Origin of the sequence: Halegenticoccus soli, from assembly GCF_002844195.1 — an archaeon.
GTDB classification, from domain to species: domain Archaea; phylum Halobacteriota; class Halobacteria; order Halobacteriales; family Haloferacaceae; genus Halegenticoccus; species Halegenticoccus soli.
In genome coordinates, this window is the sequence record NZ_PEND01000007.1 from 233,960 (window position 1) to 251,094 (window position 17,135).

The 17,135-nt window shown below is 69.3% G+C and carries 19 protein-coding genes; 9 read left to right on the forward strand and 10 right to left on the reverse strand.

Going from position 1 to position 17,135, the window contains the following annotated elements:
- Positions 1-24: 24 nt before the first annotated feature.
- Complete coding sequence (locus CNO20_RS19090; RefSeq protein WP_101297796.1) at positions 25-990, reverse strand: ornithine cyclodeaminase family protein; 966 nt, start codon at positions 988-990, stop codon at positions 25-27.
- A gap of 108 nt (positions 991-1,098) precedes the next feature.
- Here CNO20_RS19090 and CNO20_RS19095 point away from each other — a divergent pair, with 108 nt between their 5' ends.
- The 3 genes from CNO20_RS19095 to CNO20_RS19105 all read left to right on the forward strand — a co-directional run bounded on the left by CNO20_RS19095 (position 1,099) and on the right by CNO20_RS19105 (position 4,131).
- Positions 1,099-2,217: an NAD(P)/FAD-dependent oxidoreductase gene (locus tag CNO20_RS19095; protein WP_101297797.1), complete on the forward strand. Its 1,119-nt coding sequence runs from the start codon at positions 1,099-1,101 to the stop codon at positions 2,215-2,217.
- Positions 2,218-2,279: 62 nt separating this feature from the next.
- Positions 2,280-3,428 carry an NAD(P)/FAD-dependent oxidoreductase gene (locus CNO20_RS19100; protein ID WP_101297798.1) on the forward strand — a complete coding sequence of 383 codons (1,149 nt, stop codon included), beginning with the start codon at positions 2,280-2,282 and terminating at the stop codon, positions 3,426-3,428.
- Positions 3,429-3,591: 163 nt separating this feature from the next.
- Positions 3,592-4,131, forward strand: coding sequence for a DUF7344 domain-containing protein (locus CNO20_RS19105; protein ID WP_101297799.1), 540 nt, complete (start codon positions 3,592-3,594; stop codon positions 4,129-4,131).
- A gap of 34 nt (positions 4,132-4,165) precedes the next feature.
- On the opposite strand, the gene CNO20_RS19110 is transcribed toward CNO20_RS19105, so the two are convergent.
- On the reverse strand, positions 4,166-4,576 hold the full coding sequence (locus CNO20_RS19110; RefSeq protein ID WP_101297800.1) for a hypothetical protein: 411 nt from the start codon (positions 4,574-4,576) through the stop codon (positions 4,166-4,168).
- Positions 4,577-5,533, reverse strand: a complete 957-nt coding sequence (locus CNO20_RS19115) for a DUF7504 family protein (RefSeq protein ID WP_101297801.1) — start codon at positions 5,531-5,533, stop codon at positions 4,577-4,579.
- Positions 5,534-5,691: 158 nt separating this feature from the next.
- On the opposite strand from CNO20_RS19115, the gene CNO20_RS24175 reads away from it, so the two are divergent.
- Positions 5,692-5,823: a DUF7503 family protein gene (locus tag CNO20_RS24175; RefSeq protein WP_269844162.1), complete on the forward strand. Its 132-nt coding sequence runs from the start codon at positions 5,692-5,694 to the stop codon at positions 5,821-5,823.
- On the opposite strand, the gene CNO20_RS19120 is transcribed toward CNO20_RS24175, so the two are convergent.
- The 4 genes from CNO20_RS19120 to CNO20_RS19135 all read right to left on the reverse strand — a co-directional run bounded on the left by CNO20_RS19120 (position 5,804) and on the right by CNO20_RS19135 (position 10,952).
- Positions 5,804-7,897, reverse strand: coding sequence for a hypothetical protein (locus CNO20_RS19120; protein ID WP_233204253.1), 2,094 nt, complete (start codon positions 7,895-7,897; stop codon positions 5,804-5,806). The genes CNO20_RS24175 and CNO20_RS19120 overlap by 20 nt on opposite strands.
- A 213-nt stretch (positions 7,898-8,110) precedes the next feature.
- Positions 8,111-9,247, reverse strand: coding sequence for a pyridoxal phosphate-dependent aminotransferase (locus tag CNO20_RS19125; RefSeq protein ID WP_101297802.1), 1,137 nt, complete (start codon positions 9,245-9,247; stop codon positions 8,111-8,113).
- The gene (locus CNO20_RS19130) at positions 9,244-9,732 is read right to left on the reverse strand and encodes an Lrp/AsnC family transcriptional regulator (protein ID WP_101297803.1); all 489 of its coding nucleotides are present in this window, start codon (positions 9,730-9,732) and stop codon (positions 9,244-9,246) included. The genes CNO20_RS19125 and CNO20_RS19130 overlap by 4 nt, the downstream gene beginning before the upstream one ends.
- Before the next feature lie 203 nt (positions 9,733-9,935).
- Positions 9,936-10,952, reverse strand: a complete 1,017-nt coding sequence (locus CNO20_RS19135; RefSeq protein ID WP_101297804.1) for a transcription initiation factor IIB — start codon at positions 10,950-10,952, stop codon at positions 9,936-9,938.
- Positions 10,953-11,269: 317 nt separating this feature from the next.
- Between CNO20_RS19135 and CNO20_RS19140 the strand changes: the two genes are divergently transcribed.
- The 3 genes from CNO20_RS19140 (at position 11,270) to CNO20_RS19150 (ending at position 14,191) form a co-directional block, all read left to right on the forward strand.
- Complete coding sequence (locus tag CNO20_RS19140) at positions 11,270-12,784, forward strand: hypothetical protein (protein WP_143423291.1); 1,515 nt, start codon at positions 11,270-11,272, stop codon at positions 12,782-12,784.
- Positions 12,785-12,963: 179 nt separating this feature from the next.
- On the forward strand, positions 12,964-13,389 hold the full coding sequence (locus CNO20_RS19145; protein ID WP_101297806.1) for an EamA family transporter: 426 nt from the start codon (positions 12,964-12,966) through the stop codon (positions 13,387-13,389).
- 244 nt (positions 13,390-13,633) lie between these two features.
- Positions 13,634-14,191, forward strand: coding sequence for a thioredoxin family protein (locus tag CNO20_RS19150; RefSeq protein WP_101297807.1), 558 nt, complete (start codon positions 13,634-13,636; stop codon positions 14,189-14,191).
- A gap of 94 nt (positions 14,192-14,285) precedes the next feature.
- Here CNO20_RS19150 and CNO20_RS19155 read toward each other — a convergent pair whose 3' ends face one another.
- Together CNO20_RS19155 and CNO20_RS19160 are read right to left on the reverse strand one after the other, a co-directional pair.
- Complete coding sequence (locus CNO20_RS19155) at positions 14,286-14,717, reverse strand: RNA-binding protein (protein ID WP_101297808.1); 432 nt, start codon at positions 14,715-14,717, stop codon at positions 14,286-14,288.
- A gap of 31 nt (positions 14,718-14,748) precedes the next feature.
- Positions 14,749-14,952 (reverse strand): DUF1918 domain-containing protein, encoded by a 204-nt coding sequence (locus CNO20_RS19160; protein ID WP_101297809.1) that lies wholly within the window; start codon positions 14,950-14,952, stop codon positions 14,749-14,751.
- Positions 14,953-15,275: 323 nt separating this feature from the next.
- On the opposite strand from CNO20_RS19160, the gene CNO20_RS19165 reads away from it, so the two are divergent.
- Complete coding sequence (locus tag CNO20_RS19165) at positions 15,276-15,836, forward strand: NUDIX hydrolase (RefSeq protein ID WP_101297810.1); 561 nt, start codon at positions 15,276-15,278, stop codon at positions 15,834-15,836.
- Between the two features lie 108 nt (positions 15,837-15,944).
- Here the strand turns inward: CNO20_RS19165 and CNO20_RS19170 are convergent, their stop codons facing one another.
- Positions 15,945-16,262 carry a 2Fe-2S iron-sulfur cluster-binding protein gene (locus CNO20_RS19170; protein WP_101297868.1) on the reverse strand — a complete coding sequence of 106 codons (318 nt, stop codon included), beginning with the start codon at positions 16,260-16,262 and terminating at the stop codon, positions 15,945-15,947.
- Between the two features lie 161 nt (positions 16,263-16,423).
- On the opposite strand from CNO20_RS19170, the gene CNO20_RS19175 reads away from it, so the two are divergent.
- Positions 16,424-17,095 carry a DsbA family protein gene (locus CNO20_RS19175; protein WP_101297811.1) on the forward strand — a complete coding sequence of 224 codons (672 nt, stop codon included), beginning with the start codon at positions 16,424-16,426 and terminating at the stop codon, positions 17,093-17,095.
- Positions 17,096-17,135 lie beyond the last annotated feature (40 nt).

The following is a 17,135-nucleotide window of genomic DNA, read 5'->3' on the forward strand; positions in this document are numbered from 1 at the left end:
GTGGTCGAGTATCCGGGATTCGTTCTACAGTTCGACGGTCGTTCCCGCGTCGCGTTCGATCGCCCGTTCGAGGACGTGTTCGGCCGCCGCGGCGTCGAGGACGGCGGAGCCGACGGACTCGACGACGAGCACCTCCTCGTCGTCGCGGCGGCCCTCCTCGCCCTCGAACGCCGCCGACAGCGGCACGAGCGACGCCGGGTCGGCGTTCGGGAGGTCGCCCACGGTCGCCGCCTCCCCGGGCACGTCGGCGAAGATCCGCGCCGCGCGCTCGACCGTCGCCGCGTCGAGTTCGCGCATCTCCGGGGTGTACGCGCCGACCGCGACGACGAGCGTCCCCGGCGCGAGCGCGTCGCCGGGGAACGTCGGCTCCGTGCTCGTCGTCGCGGTGACGACGACCGAGGCGTCGGCGACCGCCTCCCGCGGCGAGTCGACCGCCTCGGCGTCGAGCCCCTCCGCGCGGAGGTCGGCGGCGCACGCCTCGCGCGAGTCGCTCGGCGAGTACACGCGCACCGTCTCCACCTCGATCGCCGCGGCGACGGCGCGCGCCTGCCACCGCGCCTGCGTCCCCGCGCCGATCAGGCCCAGCGAGGCGGGGCCGCTCGCGAGATACTTCGCCGCGAGGCCGCCGATGCACCCCGTCCGGGCGTTCGTGATGCGCGTCCCGGCGAGGTACGCCGCGGGGCGGCCGGTCGCCGCCTCGGTCAGCGCGATCTGCGCGTTGACGGTCGGCAGCCCCCGGGCCGGGTTCCCCTCGTGGACGCCGACGAGCTTCGTCGCGTAGTACGCCGCCCCGTGGACGTACGCTGGCATGACGAGCCCGGTTCCGAGCGGTTCGTCGCCTTCCAGCCCAGCGCCGACCGGAAAGTGCGGCCGTTCGGGGCGCTCGACCTCACCGCGCCCCTGTCTGCGGAACGCCTCCTCGACCACCGGGAGGAGCGCGTCCAGGTCGAGAAGCGACGCCACGTCTCCGTCCGAGAGCACGCGAACCATACCGACGGTTGCACGGACCGCGTGTTAGCGTTTTCCCGCGGCGCGTGGACCGCGCCCCGCGCCGTCGCCGCCGATACTCGTTTACCGGCTGAGACGGTACCGGGCCGCATGGACATCGTCATCGTCGGCGGCGGGATCGTCGGCGTCGCGGCCGCTGCGCGGCTCGGAGCCGACGGCCACGCCGTCACGCTGTTCGAGAAGGACGAACTCGGCGCGGGAACGACCGCGACCTCGGCCGCGGTGTTCTCCTGGCAGGAGCCGCGGCCGACCCGGTTCGACCACGACCTGCGTCGCCGCGCCTGGGAGACCTACGGACCGCTCGTCGAGTCGGGTGCGCTCGGCTACGAGCGGATCGGCGCGCTGTCCGTCGCCGACTCCGGAGCCGTCGCCGATGACCTCCGGGCGGCGGCGGGAACGCTTCGCGAGTTCGGCCTCGACGCGCGGTTCCTGTCGCCGAACGAACTCCGCGAGCGGGGCGTCGAGCCGCTCGATTCGCGCGGCGGGCTCTACACGCCCGAGGAGGGGTACTTCGGCGTCGACGAGCTGGTCGCCCACTTCGCGCGGGTCGCCCGCGAGAGCGGCGCCCGGATCCGGACGGGCGAGGAAGTGACCGGCGTGCGGACGGACGACGGGGCGGTGATCGGCGTCGAAACGGCGGCGGATCCGGTCCCCGCCGACGCCGTCGTCAACGCCGCGGGACCGTGGGCGACCCGCCTGAACGACATGGCCGGCGCGTCGCTCCCCCTCCGCCACACCCGCGGTCCGATCCTGGTGGTCGAATCGTCAGCCCCCGTCGAAGTTCCGTTCGCGCTCTTCGAGTCGAAGCTGTACGTCCGACCGTACGGGGAAAACCGGGCGTTCGTCGGCCGGTACGCGACGGACTACGCCGACGGCGAAACGCTCTCGCCCGACGAACCGGGCGGGGTGGACGGCGGGTTCCGGACCGACGCGCTCGACTTCGTCCGGGAAGCGATTCCGGCGCTCGCCGACGCGACCGTCGCGGACGAGTGGGTGGGGATCCGCACGGTCACGCCGGACGGCCGGCCGATCGTCGGCGAGACGGGCGTCGAGGGGTACCTCGTCGCCTGCGGGATGAGCGGGCTGGGCGTGACGCTCGCGCCGGCCGTCGCCGACCTGCTCGCGGCCGGACTCGGACCGGAATCGCCACCGGAGGCGCTGTCGCGGCTGTCCCCCGCCCGATTCTCCGACGCGGACGGAGCGCGGTAAGGGCCGAGACGCGATTCGACGCGGAAACAACGCTTATCCGCGGAGGCGCGGTACGTGACAGCATGACAGTGGTCGTCGTCGGAGGCGGAATCGTCGGACTGGCGAGCGCGTACTACCTCCGGCGGCGCGGGGTCGACGTCGTCGTCTGCGAGAAGGGAACCGTCGGCGGCGGGAGCACGGCGCGCTCCGCCGGCGGTATCCGCGCGCAGTTCTCGACGCCGGTGAACGTCGATCTCTCGCTCGCGAGCGCGCCCGTCTGGGAGCGCTTCGAAGAGGAGTTCGGCGTCGACATCGCCTTCCGACGGACGGGTTATCTCCTTCTCGCGCGGGAGGAGCGGACGGCCGAGGCGTTCCGCGAGAGCGTGGCCATGCAGCGGGCGCGCGGCGTGCCGAGCGAACTGCTGACGCCGGAGGAGGCGACCCGGCGCTGCCCGGAGCTGCGGACCGACGCCTTCGTCGCGGCGACGTACTCGCCGGCGGACGGGTTCGCGGACCCGTACCTGGCGCTCCAGGGTTTCGCGGCCGCGGCGCGGGAGGCGGGCGCGGAGATCAGGACGAAGACCCCCGTGAACGGCGTCCGACGGGATGACGGGCGCGTCGTCGGCGTCGAAGCGGGGGGCGAGCGGATCGACGCCGAGTGCGTGATCAACGCAGCCGGGCCGTGGGCCGCCCGCGTGGCCGACCTTGCCGGGATCGACATTCCGGTGTCCCCCCGACGGCGACAGGCGCTCGTGGTCGATCCGGACCGCCCCGTCCCCGAGGACGCGCCGCTCACCATCGACCTCGACGCGGGGTCGTACTTCCGCCCCGAGCGCGAGGGGGCCGCCATCGTCGGCGGCCACTTCGGGGACGAGGATCCGCCGCAGGACCCCGACGGGTACCGCGAGTCGATCGACCTCGACTGGGCCGCGACGGCCGTAGAGCGGGCCGCCGACTGCGCGCGCTACTTCGGCCCGGACTCGCGGATCCGGCGCGGCTGGGCCGGCCTGTACGCGGTGACGCCCGACCACCACCCGATCATCGAGGAGACGGTTCCGGGGTTCGTCAACGCCGTCGGGTTCTCGGGGCACGGCTTCCAGCACGCGCCCGCGACCGGCCGGATCGTCGCCGAGCTGGCGGTGGAGGGTGAGGCGTCGACCGTCGACGTCGAACCGCTGCGGAGCGACCGCTTCGGCGCGGGCGACGGCGCCGTCGAGCGCAACGTCGCCTGAATCTCGACCGGAGCGACCGCCCCTCCCCGTTTATGTCAAGGAACTGGTTATAGCCGACACGCTTATTTTAACACGTGGGAGATATTACGCCCAAGTTACAGGACCGATATTATATTAAAATTACATATGTGTTATCCAGGTAAACGAACGCGCGGATGGTAGGATGCTACGGGAACCCATAGTCGGCCGACAACGGACGGGGACGGTCGTCGAGGAGTTCGGCGAGAGCGAACTGTTCGCCGTACTCAGCAACGACCGACGGCGAGAGATAATCAACCAGCTGTCGACCCACGAGCGGGCGATGCCGCTCCAGGAGATCGCAAAGCACGTCGCCGTCGCCGAGGCGGACGAGCGGCGGTCGGCCGTCGACCGGTACAAGAGCGTCTACGTCTCGCTCCAGCAGACGCACGTCCCGAAGCTCGTCGAAACCGGGGTCGTAGAGCACGACGAGGGGACGAACCTCCTCTTTCCCGGCCCGCGGTTCGACTCGGTCGAGTCGTACCTTCGAAACGCCCGGGACCAGCGCGCGCCGCGGGAGTCCAACGCGCCGTACCTCTGGATCGGCACCGTCGGCATCGCGCTGATCGTGGTCCTGGGACTCGACGCGTTCTCTCTCGGCCCCGAGGCGATCAGGTTCGTCTCCGTCGGGACGCTGCTCGCGGCGTTCGCGATCTCCGTGCTCCGCGAGACGGAACTCCGATAGTCGTCCGACCGTCGGGCGCTCGTCCGGCCGCGGTTCAGCGCCTGTCCCCGTTCTCGGGTCTGACGTTGACCCGCCCGTTTTCGAAGGTGACGTCGACCGACTCGACGAGGACCGTCACGTCCCAGCCGGGGACGGCGTCGGCGGCGAATCGGACGTTCCACGTCCCTTCGATGTCGCTCTCCTCGCCGTACTCCTCGAGAAGGAACCGCCTGAGTTCGCGTCCGAATCCGCCCTCGTCGTCGAGTCGCCTCGGCGGGAACTCGCCGAGGCGGGGCGGATCGACCTGCGCGATCCGGACGGTCAGATCCGGCGTCACGGGGTCGTCGTACGGGAGGTGCCACTCGCCCGTCACGTCCGTGCCGTCCGCGAACGCGTACAGGAGAAACCGCCCCAGTCGTTCTTCGAAGCCGCCGACGCGGCCGGTGTCGGAGACCATGCCCGTCACTCACTCCGCCCAGTCGAGGTGCCGCATGTAGGTTTCGACGTGCTCCGTTCTGTCCGTCAGTCGGACGGTTCGTCGCTCGTCGTCGACCGCGACGAGATCGGCCGTGGCCAGCTTCGGCAGGTGCGTGCATCGAAGCGAGACGTACACCCTGGCGGCGTGGTCGGACGGAACCGACGTCCGACGTCCGCGCTCGTCGCGGGCGACGTGGTCCGCCAGTTCGCACAGGTCCGCCGTCGGGCCCTCCTCGGCCAGGTAGCGGACGACGGTTCGCCGCCGCGACGATCGGAGGACGTCGAACACGACGTCGGCGCGAGCCGCGGGGTCCCCCTCGGACGATCGGTTCACCACGGCGTCGAACGACGACGCGAGCGCGTCGAGCGTCGCCCGATCGTGCGCGCTCCTGTCGAGGTGGTAGTGGGCGACCGTGTCCGCGTCGGAGGTCCGTCGCCGCAGCGCGGACACCAGTTCCCGCGTCGAGTCCACTCCCGCGCGTCGGAGCACCGGCGAGAGCGAGTCGAAGCAGACGACAGTCCGGTTCCCGTTGCCCTCCCACTCGTCGAGGTACATGCCGACGGAAGCGTCGATCCGCGCCGGGCAGTCCATCGATTCGATCGTCATCGTCGGCGGTCGCGCGGGCGCGCCCGACGCCTCCGGCGCTCCGGCGCTCGCCGATCGGGTGCGCTCCGTCACGTTGACGATGCCGACCTCGGCCGGCGGCTCTTCGATCGACCTCCGCCAGGCACGTATCAACGTATCCGGCGATTTACCGCACGCGATCGCCAGTAAGTTCCGCTTACTCGGATCCCCGCGCAGCAGTTCGACGCACGCGGGGTCACGCTCGGCTGACGGCGGTCCGGTGTACAGGAGGACGTTCGATCCCTCCCCGCCTTCGAGCGGACCCGACGCGGAACGGCAGTCCCCGGCGTTCGCCCCCGTAATTGGCTCCTCGTCGGACATCGTGCTCGGAATATCTCTCTCCGAGTATAAGTCTAGTGGCGCGAGTACGCGCCGATTACCCGAGTAATCCGCCCGCTACGGATGCGAAACGGTCGGCGGCGTTCCCGTAGCCCGTTCATAACGAAGTCGGCGCTCCCGATAGGGGGAACCGAATCACCATGAGAGACACAGTCACCGGGCACCTCAGGGCGCACCCCCGACTGGTGGGGGCGACGGTCGCGGCGGCGGCGCTCCTCCTTCAGGCGGGCAACGCCGCGGCGGCCGCGATGGTCACGTACGGCGGTCCGTGAGTCGGAGGTCGTCCCGGAGCTCGTCGCTCCACCGCAGTTCGTCGCGATACCAGAGGGGAACGGTCTCCAGGCCGAGAAAGTCACAGAGCGCGCCCGCCGACAGTCGAAACGGGCCGACGGTGCCGGAGTTCAGAAAGTACGACTCGACGCCCTCGATGGCGGGCCGGACGAGACTCCCCATGCCCCGCTGGTTGACGACGTAAGACTCCAGGTCGAGTTCGTAGTCGTCCGCGCGCTCTTCGAGGCGACCGAGGAACGGCGTGCCGCTTTCGGCCTGCGCGACGGTCACGCCGCCGTCGCCGAGGACGAGATACTGGGCCGCGACCAGGCTGTCGCGGCGGACGACTTCGAGCGCCGCGCGGAGGGGGAAACCGCGGTTCAGAAGCGATCCGAGCAGGTAGCCGGCGCGGAGCGCGTCCTCGTCGGCGATCACGTCCAGCGTCACGATTCCGCCGACGCTGCCGGCCTCGATGAGCGCCGCCCCCTGCTCGTAGGACGTGCAGGCGTTCAACAGGAACGCGTCGACGCCGACGCTGTCGAGCGACGCGGCGTCGAGGCGACCGTCCGGGCACTCGAAGCCGTCCGCGTCGATGTGACCGACGTAGTGGAGAAAGTCCGTCCGGGAGGCGAGCAGGCGCGCCAGTTCGTCCGTCGAGAGCTCCTGTCTGACGGTCGTCTCGACGGCCAGCCGATCGCGCGACCCGTACACGCCTTCGAGGAGGGTCCGCTCGGCATTCATCGCCGGGTCGTTGCAGACGACCGTGATGTCGATCCCGTCGACCGACGGCTCGCGGCGGAGCCGGTTCTCGTACGCCGCCGACAGGGCCTTGCTGGCCCGGAGCGGGATGCCATCGCCGGCCCAGACGTGCTCCATCGAGGCGGTCTGCGAAAGCGAGACGCGCTCGGCCGCGGGCACCGCCTCGCCCGCGCTCCGCGTGAAGAGCCCGCGGACGTGCTCGGTCGCGGCGTCGGTCGCCGAAACGCGGTTCGGCTCCGTCGTCCGGACGACGGCGAGGTCGTCCACGAAGAACGGCAGCAGTTCGACGTTCGCCGGGTCGCGCTGGAGCTCCGCGGTCAGCTTCCACCGCGGCAGGAGCGGCTCGACGGTCGAGTAGGGTACGTCGAGGTACGCCTCTACCTGCGACGCGAGCGGCCGTTCGTACAGCGCGGCGAAGTCCAACTCGTGCGACGTCCGACGCTCGAACCGCTCGCGCTCGGCCAGGTCGACCGGGAAGCGCCCCTCGGTGCGGGTGAGACAGTCGAGGAAGAACACCTGCTTCAGGGTCCGTTCGACCGCCTCCTCGAACCGCCGGCCGGTTCCGAGCGGGTAGCTGAACCCGGCGTCCGTGACGAGCCGGGGCTCGTCGGCCTCGACGACGGTCGCGCCCAAGTAGAACGCGAGCGGCGCGGCCGCGAACACGTAGCGGTGTTCGGCGGGAAGTTCGATCCGGACGCCGGTCTCCGGCGGGACGAGCGACGGCGGAACGTCGAGGTCGTCGCCGAGAACGACCGCGGGAGGGTGTCCGCGTAGCGTCGGGTACGACCGCTCGACGGTCGTCGTTTTCAGCGCCGATCCGAACGACGACACCGCCGCCATCACGTCCGTCGGCTCCGCCGTCGTCGAGACGGTCGCCGCCGGGGATCGGTGGCGCGACCGGGCGCCCAGGATCACGTCCGTCTCCGATTCGAGAGCGATCGTCGTCTCGGATCCGTTCGCCGCGACGCCGAGCGGTCCCGCGACTCGGAGGTAGAGCTTGATCGGACCGTCGATCTCCAGGACGTACCTGCCGGCGGGCAGTTCCTCGTCGGCGTAGTGCTCGACGTGGACGACCAGATCGCCCGTCCGGTCCCGCACGTACACCCCCACGACGGTCGGAAGGGTGATCCGGTCGACCGTCAGTTCGACGGCGACGTCCACCGGGAACCCGACGCGGTCGCGGTCGACCCGAGTCGGCGACGCCTCCGGCGACGTTCGCAGGCCGAACTGTCGGCGTTCGATAGTGTCCACGACGTCGATCGTCCGCCCGCTGGTCGAGACCGCGACCGGCGAGTCAGTGCTCCTGCGCCCCGACACGACGTGCCGTACATCGCCGAGAACCGTTAACTGTTGGGGGAAAGTACAACTCGTCTACACTTCGGGCGACCGATCCCGACCCCGTCGACGACGCGTCTCTACGGCGGCTCTGCGGCCGAGACTCCCGGTTTCGGGGGTGCCGACGTACGCTCTCCGAGCCGGATCCGTCGACCGAGAAAAGTTGGTATAGCGGAGATCAGTTTATCCCTGCCGTCAGCCGCGGACGAACGCCTCGATGCGGTTCATCGCCTCCTTCAGGTCGTTCATCCCGGTCGCGTACGAGATCCGGAGGTGGCCTTCGCCGCCGGCTCCGAAGACGCTGCCCGGAACGGCCGCGACGTTCTGCTCGCGGAGCAGTTCCTCGGCGAACCGCTCGTCGTCGCCGCCGCACTCCGGAAACGCGTAGAACGCCCCCTTCGCCTCGAAGCACTCCAACCCCATCTCGGCGAAGCGCGAGAGGACGAACCGGCGGCGGCGGTCGTACTGCCGCCGCATCTCCCTGACCTCGTCCTCGCAGCTCCGCAGGGCTTCGAGCGCGGCGAACTGCGCCGTCGTCGGCGCCGAGAGCATCGCGTACTGGTGGATCCGGTTCATCGCGCTGATCGCCTCGGCGGGGCCGAGCGCGTAGCCCAGCCGCAGGCCGGTCATCGCGAACGCCTTCGAGAAGCCGTTGAACACGACCGTCCGCTCGCGCATCCCCGGGAGCGTCGCGATCGACGCGTGCTCGCCGCCGTAGGTGAGCGCCGCGTAGATCTCGTCGGAGAGGACGGTCAGGTCGTGCTCGCGGACGAACTCGGCGACCTCCGACAGCTCGCTCCGGGACATCGTCGCCCCGGTCGGATTGTTGGGGTAACACAGCACGAGCGCGTCGGCCGCTTCGGCCCCGGCCGCCCGCAGATCGTCGTAGGTGAGCGCGAAGTCGTTCTCCGCCCGCGTCGGCACCGCGAGCGGATCGCCGCCCGCGAAGATCACGCCCGGCACGTAGGAGATGTATGACGGCTGGGGGACGGCGACGCGGTCGCCCGGGTCGACGAACGCCCGCATCGCCACGTCGACCGCCTCGCTCGCCCCGGTCGTCACGATGATCTCCTCGTCGGGGTCGTACTCGAGGTCGTACCGGCGGACGTGCGCCGCGATCGACTCGCGGAGGTCGCGCCGCCCGCGGTTGGCGGTGTAGGACGTCCGCCCCCGCTCCAGCGAGTCGATGGCGGCGGTCCGCGCGGCCCACGGCGCGCTGAAATCGGGCTCGCCCACGCCGAGGGAGATGACCTCCTCTTTCTCCTCCGCGAGTTCGAAGAACCGGCGGATGCCCGACGGCGGCACTCGCTCGACTCGGTCGGAGAGCTTCATGGCGAGACGGACAGGCGGTCGTCGCCGTCTCGATCGCCGAACTCGATGCCCCGCTCCTTGTAGGTCTCCATGACGAAGTGCGTCACCGTCTGGGTGACCTCCGGGATGGGGGCGATCTGCTCGGAGACGAAGTTCGACACGTCGTGCATCGACTTGCCCTCCACGTCGACGGCGAAGTCGTAGTTGCCGCTCACGAGCCTGAGCGAGGACACCTGCGGGAACTTCGTGATCCGACGGGCGATCTCCTCGTACCCGGTCTCGCGGTCGAGTTCCACGTTGAGTTCCACCTCGGCCTGGACGTGCTCTTCGTCCACGCGGTCCCAGTCGACCACCGCCTTGTACCCGCGGACCACGCCGTCGGACTCCAGTTCCTCGATCAGCGCCTCGACCTCCGCCTCGTCCAGTCCGGTCTGCCGCGCGAGGTCGGTCGCGCTCTCGCGGGCGTTCGAAAGCAGCAGGTCGAGCAGTTCCCGTTTCGCGTCCATACGGTTCCCCATTCCGTGACGGGTAAAAGGGTTTGCTCCGCTGCAATAAATCGCATGGCGGTGTATGAAATCCGGAGGGAAGAATCCGTCGCGAACGACGGGTTGTGGGTGCGACTCGCTACGGAAGGTGAACCGGAACGCGGCCGGAACGCGGTCCGCGCCCGCGCCACCTCACCGACGGCGCGTTTCCGCTCGGAACCCGCTCAGAACGCCGACTGCTCCGCCTCGGCGGCGTCGAGGAGCTCCTTGTACCGGTTGCGGATGGTGACCTCGCTCACGTCGGCGACGTCGGCGACCTCGCTCTGGGTCGCCTTCTCGTTCGTCAGGAGGCCGGCCGCGTAGATCGCCGCGGCCGCGAGGCCGACGGGGTTCTTGCCGACGTGGACCTCCCGATCCCTGCCGGCGGCGAGCAGTTCGTGCGCGCGCCGCTCGACCTCGTCCGAGAGGCCGAGTTCACTCGCGAACCGCGCGACGTAGCTCTCGGGGTCGGCGGGCAGCACTTCGAGCCCGAGTTCGCGGACGACGTACCGGTACGTCCGCCTGAACTCCAGGTCGTCGATCCGGCTGACCGCGACGACCTCGTCGATGCTGCGCGGCGTCCCGGCGGTCCGAGCCGCCGCGTACAGCGACGCGGTGGCGACGCCCTCGATCGAGCGCCCCGGCAGGAGGCCGTCGTTGAGCGCGCGGCGGTAGATCACCGAGGCGGTCTCGCGGACGTTGTCGGGGAGGCCGAGCGCGGAGGCCATGCGGTCGATCTCGCCGAGCGCCTGCTTCAGGTTGCGCTCCTTGTGGTTTCGCGTGCGGAAGCGTTCGTCCCAGGTCCGCATCCGGTTGATGCGGCGGCGCTGCCGCGAGGTGAGCGCCTTGCCGTAGGCGTCCCTGTCCTGCCAGCCGATGCCGGTCGACAGGCCCTTGTCGTGGAGCATCAGCGTGCTCGGCGCGCCGACGCGGGACTTCGCGCCCCGCTCTTCGCCGTCGAACGCGCGCCACTCCGGCCCGCGATCGATGGCGTCCTCGGAGAGGACGAGGCCGCAGTCGACGCAGGCGGTCTCGCCGCGCTCCTCGTCGACGGCGGGTCGTCCGCCGCACTCCGGGCACGCTTCGTCTTCCCGGCGGCGTTCGCGTTCGCGCTCCTGTTCGACCTCCGGTTCCCTCGGGGATTCGGATTCCGGCGGGGGAGCCGGGGGCTGTTCTCGTTGGTTGACGTTCGCGGTAATCATGATACTGTCTCCTGCTGGCGGGCAACAGCGGACGGGCGTGGAGAAAAACCGGCGGCTGTCCCTTACCAAAGGTAAGGGCTCTGAACTATATAAATGTTTCCCCAAAGTCCGGCTGGACGTTCCGCCCGTTTCCGCCGGGTGACCGTTCGTCCGTCGAAACTACCGGTGATTTGATCCATAATACGGACCGTCATTTCGAGTAGGCCAAATTTACCCGTCTCAACGCCCCTTTACGCGGTTATAAATCGAACGATCCGTTGATACGTGGCCCATCTCCCTAAGTCGATCGGAGCCCACAATCGAACCGGGGAATGAAGATGTCAGAGGAAGATACCGGGACCTCCCAACGGAGGCTCACGACGGACCGCGAGGCGATTCAGAACTGGGCCGAAGAACAGAACGCCGTCCCCGTGTACGCGTCCGAGACGGACGAGTACCGGTTCGTCACCGAAGAGGAGATGGAAGAATCCCACGAGGAGCGGACGTGGGACGAGTTCTTCGACGAGTTCCAGTCTGGCGACATGGTGTTCGTCTACCGGGACTACGAGCCCGGCGGGCGGATCGACGACTACTACGAGTTCGCCCCGCGCGACGAGGCGACACAGCGGGCGGCCGTCGAGACCGAATCGGTCGAGGAAGCGCTCGCCGAGGGGGAAGTCGTCCGGACCGAAGTCAGCGAGACGATGGTCATAGAGCGGGAGATCGTCGAGACGGACACGATCGAGAGCCAGGTCGTCGACAGAGAGCAGGTGTGGGACGACGTCGTAGAGCGCGAACTCGTCGACCGGGAGATCGTCGAGGTCGACATCCTCGACGAGGAGCTCGTCGAGCTGCTCGTCGAAGAGACGTGGCGCACCACGCGGCAGGCGATCGAGCGGCTGATCGTCGAGAGCCGGATCGTCGACACGGAACTCGAAGAGACCGACACCGTGGAGAGCGAATCGGTCGAAGCCCGGATCGACATCGAGGGCGTCCAGCAGACGATCCTCGAGAGCGACATTCTCGGCTCCGACACCTCCGTCGGGGACATCGACACCGAGGTCATCGAAACCGAGTTCGTCGAGGGCAACGTACTCCACAGCCAGATCGTCCAGCGCAAGCTCTACGAGGAGGAGCTCCGCGAACAGACGCGCCTGGAGTACGCGCTCACCGAGCGGGAACTGCTCGAAAGCGAGGTCCTCTCGAGCGAACTCGTCGAAAGCGAGATCGTCGAGGACGACTTCGACGAAGCCGACCTCGTCGAGGAGGCGGTGGAGTCGGACGAGGTCGTCGCCGAGTCGACCGCCACGGAGATCACGGAAACGCGCTCGACGGAGGAGACGATGTCCGAGACGGAGATCTCCGAGGAGACGGTCGAGGAGACCGAATACCGCGGCGAGACCTCGACTACCGAGGAGATGGGCGCGGTGGAGGAGACCGAAGGGATGACCGAGACGACAGAGGAGGCGACGGAGCCCATGCCGTCGGAGTCGGGGACGGAGATGACCGCCGACGAGACGACCACCGAGGAGATGACGACCGAGGAGGCGATTCCCGAGGAGGAAACGACCGCCGACGCGACGACCGGCGAAGAGGCGGCCGGAGCGACCGGCGCAGCGGTGACGCTCTCCGAGTCCGACCAGGGGAAGAACGTCGTCGACGAGGAGGGTCGAGAGGTCGGCATCATCGCCAACGTGGAGGACGACACGTTCTACATCGACCCCCACCCGAGCCTGACCGACCGGCTGAAGGCGGAGCTCCGGCTCGGCAAGCCCGACGACGACGCGTACCCGATGAACATGAACCGGATCAAGGAAGTGTCGGGCAACACGGTCGTCATCGCGGAAGCGTAAGCCGACGGCCGTCGGTTCCGGTTCCGGTTTCGTTTTTGCGGCGTCGACATCCCGGCCGGGGGAGGGGGTCACCGCGGCCTCCGCGAGCCGCGGCCCCCCCTTCCGACGAGCGACGAGTCGGCGGGACGAGGTTCGGTCGGTTTCGAAACCCTATACACGCCCGCCGACGCGGATAGCGTATGAACTACCTGCCGTGGGCGCTCCTCGCGCTGGGGGCGTACTCGCTCGTCGCGCCGCTCATGAGCATCGCCACCACCGGCCAGGTGAAAGTACCGAGCGACGTCGCGGCGCTCCTGGCGAACTCGATCCTCGTCATCGCCACGCTCGGCGTCATCGCCTACACCGACCAGAGCGTCGCCGGCTACGTCGCCCACCCGAAAGCGCCGTACGTCTACGCCGCGGGGATCTGCCTGGCGATCGGCATCCTCGCGTACTATCGGGCGCTCGCACTCGGACCCGTGAGCGTCGTCGCCCCGATATTCGGCATGTTTCTCGCGATCAGTTCGATCATCGGGATCGCGTTCCTGCACGAGTCGCTCACCGCTCGGAAGGCGCTCGGAATCCTCTTCGCCGTCCTCGCGGTCTACCTCGTCTCGGTGGAGTGATCGCCGGCCGCCCGCCGTACCGCTGATCGCCCCCGAACCGCTGCCCAACCGGAAAGACGGTCACCTCGCCTCGCGAGCCCATGGAGCGTTTTCGGGACGGCTACGCGCGAATACGCCCGGGGATCAGTTTCAAATATATGTCTAGAGAGCTCTCTAGAAAGATGCACAGAAATCTGTCGGTAGAGCGGATCGACACCCCGAATTTTCCCCAACCGTTTTGTCGGTCTCGGGGGAAGGAAGGCGCATGACGCTGACGGAATCCGGTTCGGACCTCGGCAGAGGGGATCCGGCCCCGCCGTTCGAACTACCCGGTGCGGACGGCGAGACGTACTCGCCGGAGTCGTTCGAGGACGCCGAGGCGCTGCTCGTCGTCTTCACGTGCAACCACTGCCCGTACGCCCAGGCGAAGGTCGACCTGCTGAACGACGTCGCGGCCGAGTACGACGAGGTGGCGGTCGTCGGTATCAACCCGAACGACGCGGCGGCGTACCCCGAGGACTCCTTCGAGGAGATGCGCAAGCGGGTCGAGGGCGGGCGCGTCCGCTACGACGCGTACCTCCGAGACGAGACGCAGGAGGTCGCCCGGGCGTACGGGGCGGTCTGCACGCCCGACCCGTTCCTGTTCGCGCGGGAGGACGGCTCGTTCGTCCTCGCGTACCACGGTCGGCTCGACGACGCGCCGAATCCGAACGACGAACCGACGCGCTACTACATCCGCGACTGCATCGAGGCCGTGCTCGCGGGCGACCCCGTCGAACACGACGACCTCCCGTCGCGCGGGTGCTCGATCAAGTGGAAGTAGTCCGACCGTCGGGCGGCGGGCGCGGCTCCCGTCGGGTCGGCCGGCGACTCCCGGTCGCGACGCCGCGCGGCCGATCCGGTCGCCGTGCGACCGATCAGGGCGCGAGTCGTTCGAACGCCTCGCGGGCGTTCTCGATCGCGGCCTCGCGCTTCGCCGGGTAGGCCTCGACTTTCGCCCGGAGCAGGAGGCCGTCGCCGCGCTTCGCATCGCCCTTGAACGCCGCCTGTTTGTCGAGCCGGACGAAGAAGGCGCAGTCGTCGTCGACGCGGTCGTCGAGTTCGTCGACGAGGCGGTCGATGTCCGGAAGCTCGCTCAGCCGGTCGAGCACGCGGCGGATCTCGTCAGCGTTCTCGACGCGCGCGGAGAGGACGACGATCCGGTCGCCGTGGTAGCCGGTGGTCTCGTCGCGCTCGATCTCGAACTCCTCGGGGAGGAACGTTCTGAGCGCCCGCTCGACGCGCTTTTCGTCCTCGGTCGCGTAGCAGAAGGTCCGCAGGTCGACGTAGTGAAACGGGACGTTCGACATGAAACGGCCTACGCGAGGGGGGCGAAAAAGGCTATTCCTCGCCGGTCTCGTCGGCCTCGTCCGCGGCCTGGAGCTGATCAGCCGGGATGCCCGTCTCCTGGCCGTCGTCGAAGCTGACCGTGTACGTCGCCTCGCCGAACATCGTCTCCATGACCTGCGTGATCGTCCCGACCTCCCCGTCGAACTCGCTGTGTTTGTCGTGAAGGACGACCTTGTCGTCTTTTTCGAAGCTCATGGTACCCCGTTCCCCCGCGTCGGATAAAAGACCGGTGATTCCGCGGGCGGCGCGCCGGAGCGCGACAGAGGCGGAGTGGACCGGGAGAACCGGCGCGAAGCGGAAACGACGGCGGAGCGAAGCGCGGAGTCGACCGCGTTTCGACTCCACGACGACAGCGCGACGACCCCGACGAGCGCATCCGCGCGCTCCGGTCCGACCGCCCCGATCACCTGACAGCGACGGTCCCGGCTGTCGAAGGCTTATTTTCCCGGGCGTCCGAACGACTCGTATGGCCGCCGTTTCGCGTTCGAACCGACCCCGACCGCCCGATCGATCCCGCCATGACGAACCTCGATGACCTCTGGTTCCTCGCCGACGAGGCCAGCCAGTGCGCCGAACAGGCGTATCACGCGCTCCGACGGCGCTACGAGGGCTTCATGGAACGCCCCCGGACGCGGCGGGTCTCGCGCCGCCGCTTCCGGACGCTGGCCGGCCGAGTGAAGGCCACCGGCGCGCCGTACGGCGCGCACACCATCGTCTACCGCCCGTCGGGCGAGCTCCTGCTCGTCCGCCACGAGGGGGTTCGCAAGTGGGTGCTCCCCGGCGGCGGCGTCAGAGAGGAGGAGACCTTCCGCCAGGCCGCAGAGCGGGAGCTCCGCGAGGAGGCCGGCATCGCCGCGGAGTACGAGGGGCTGGCGATGGCGAACCGCGTCGACATCGAGTGCGACGACTACCGCACCTGGGGCGTCCTCCCCGTGTTCGCCGCCCGCGCGGAGTCGGTCGACCTGACGGTCGACGACCCCGACGGCGAGATCTCGGACGCGAGGTGGTTCTCGGAACTCCCGTCGGACACCCGGGACCGCGACGACCTGCTCGCGTGGCGCGCGCGACGGTCGCTGTAGGGCCGATCGTCGGGCTGATCGACCGTCGCGGGGCCGATCGCCCGAACCGGCGGATCGTCGAGTCGTCCGACCGTCGAGTCGTCCGACCGTCGGATCGGCCCGACGGTGCTACTCCACGCGCTGTCCCCAGAACCCGCCGTGTTTCGTCACCGTCACGTCGCCGAGCACGCGCGTCTGGCACGACAGCCGAAGCCCCGAGTCGAGCGAGTGCGGCGGGAGCGACAGCCGCCGTCGCTCCCGCGAGCCCATCTCGCTCACCGGGCCGTCGACTTCGACGGCGCAGGTCCCGCAGGTCGCGTGCCCGCCGCAGTTCAGGCGCTTCGACCGGCCGTTGTGCGGCGATTCGCCCGCTCCGAGCAGCGCGTCGCGGAGCACCGCCCCCTCCTCGCACTCGATCTCCTCTCCCCGGTACGTCACTGTCGGCATGCGTATCGGGACGGCTCCGAGACGCATAGCTCTCCCGTCGAACGCCGAGGTCCCCCCGTGCGGCCCCGGCATTCGCCCGAGCGGCGATCGATCTCGCGTCCGTCGAGAGGGGTCCGGGTCCCTCCGAGGGGACTAAATACGGTCGCCCCCACCGATCGCACATGGGTACGACCCGACGGAAGTATCTCGTTGCGGCCGGCGGCGCCGCGACGCTCGGCCTCGCGGGCTGTCTGAGCGGGGCCGGAACCGACACCGACGGCGGCGGTCCCGGAACCGGCGGGGACGAGCAACAGAACCGGGTACAGAAGCTGCCGACGCCCACGAAGGGCAGCGACGACGCGCCCGTTACCGTGCAGGTGTTCAAGGACTTCTCCTGCCCGCACTGCGCGACGTTCGAGCTGGAGGCCGTCCCGAAGCTCGAATCGGAGTTCGTCGAGCCGGGCGACGTCCTGTACGAGCACCGCGACTTCCCGCTGCCGGTGGACAAACAGTGGTCGTGGGCCGCCCCGAACGCCGCCCGCGCGGTCCAGGAGACCGTCGGCGAGGACGCGTTCTTCGAGTACGCCGTGACGCTGTTCGAGAACCAGAGCCGGTACTCGATGGATCTCCTGGCGAACCTTGCCTCGGACGTCGGCGCGGACGGAGCGAAGGTCCGCTCGGCGGCCGAGAACGGGACGTACCAGCCGGTGCTGGAAACCGATCGAACGCTCGCCCGGGAGCAGGGGGCGAGCGGCACGCCGGCCGTGTTCGTCGACGGCGAGCAGGTCGAACTGGCGAACACGATCGACGAGTACTACCAGAACGTGCGGGCGGCCATCAGGTCGAAGCTGTAGCGCGGGCTTCGGTCGGTCGAGGGGGGCGTGAGTTTCGACC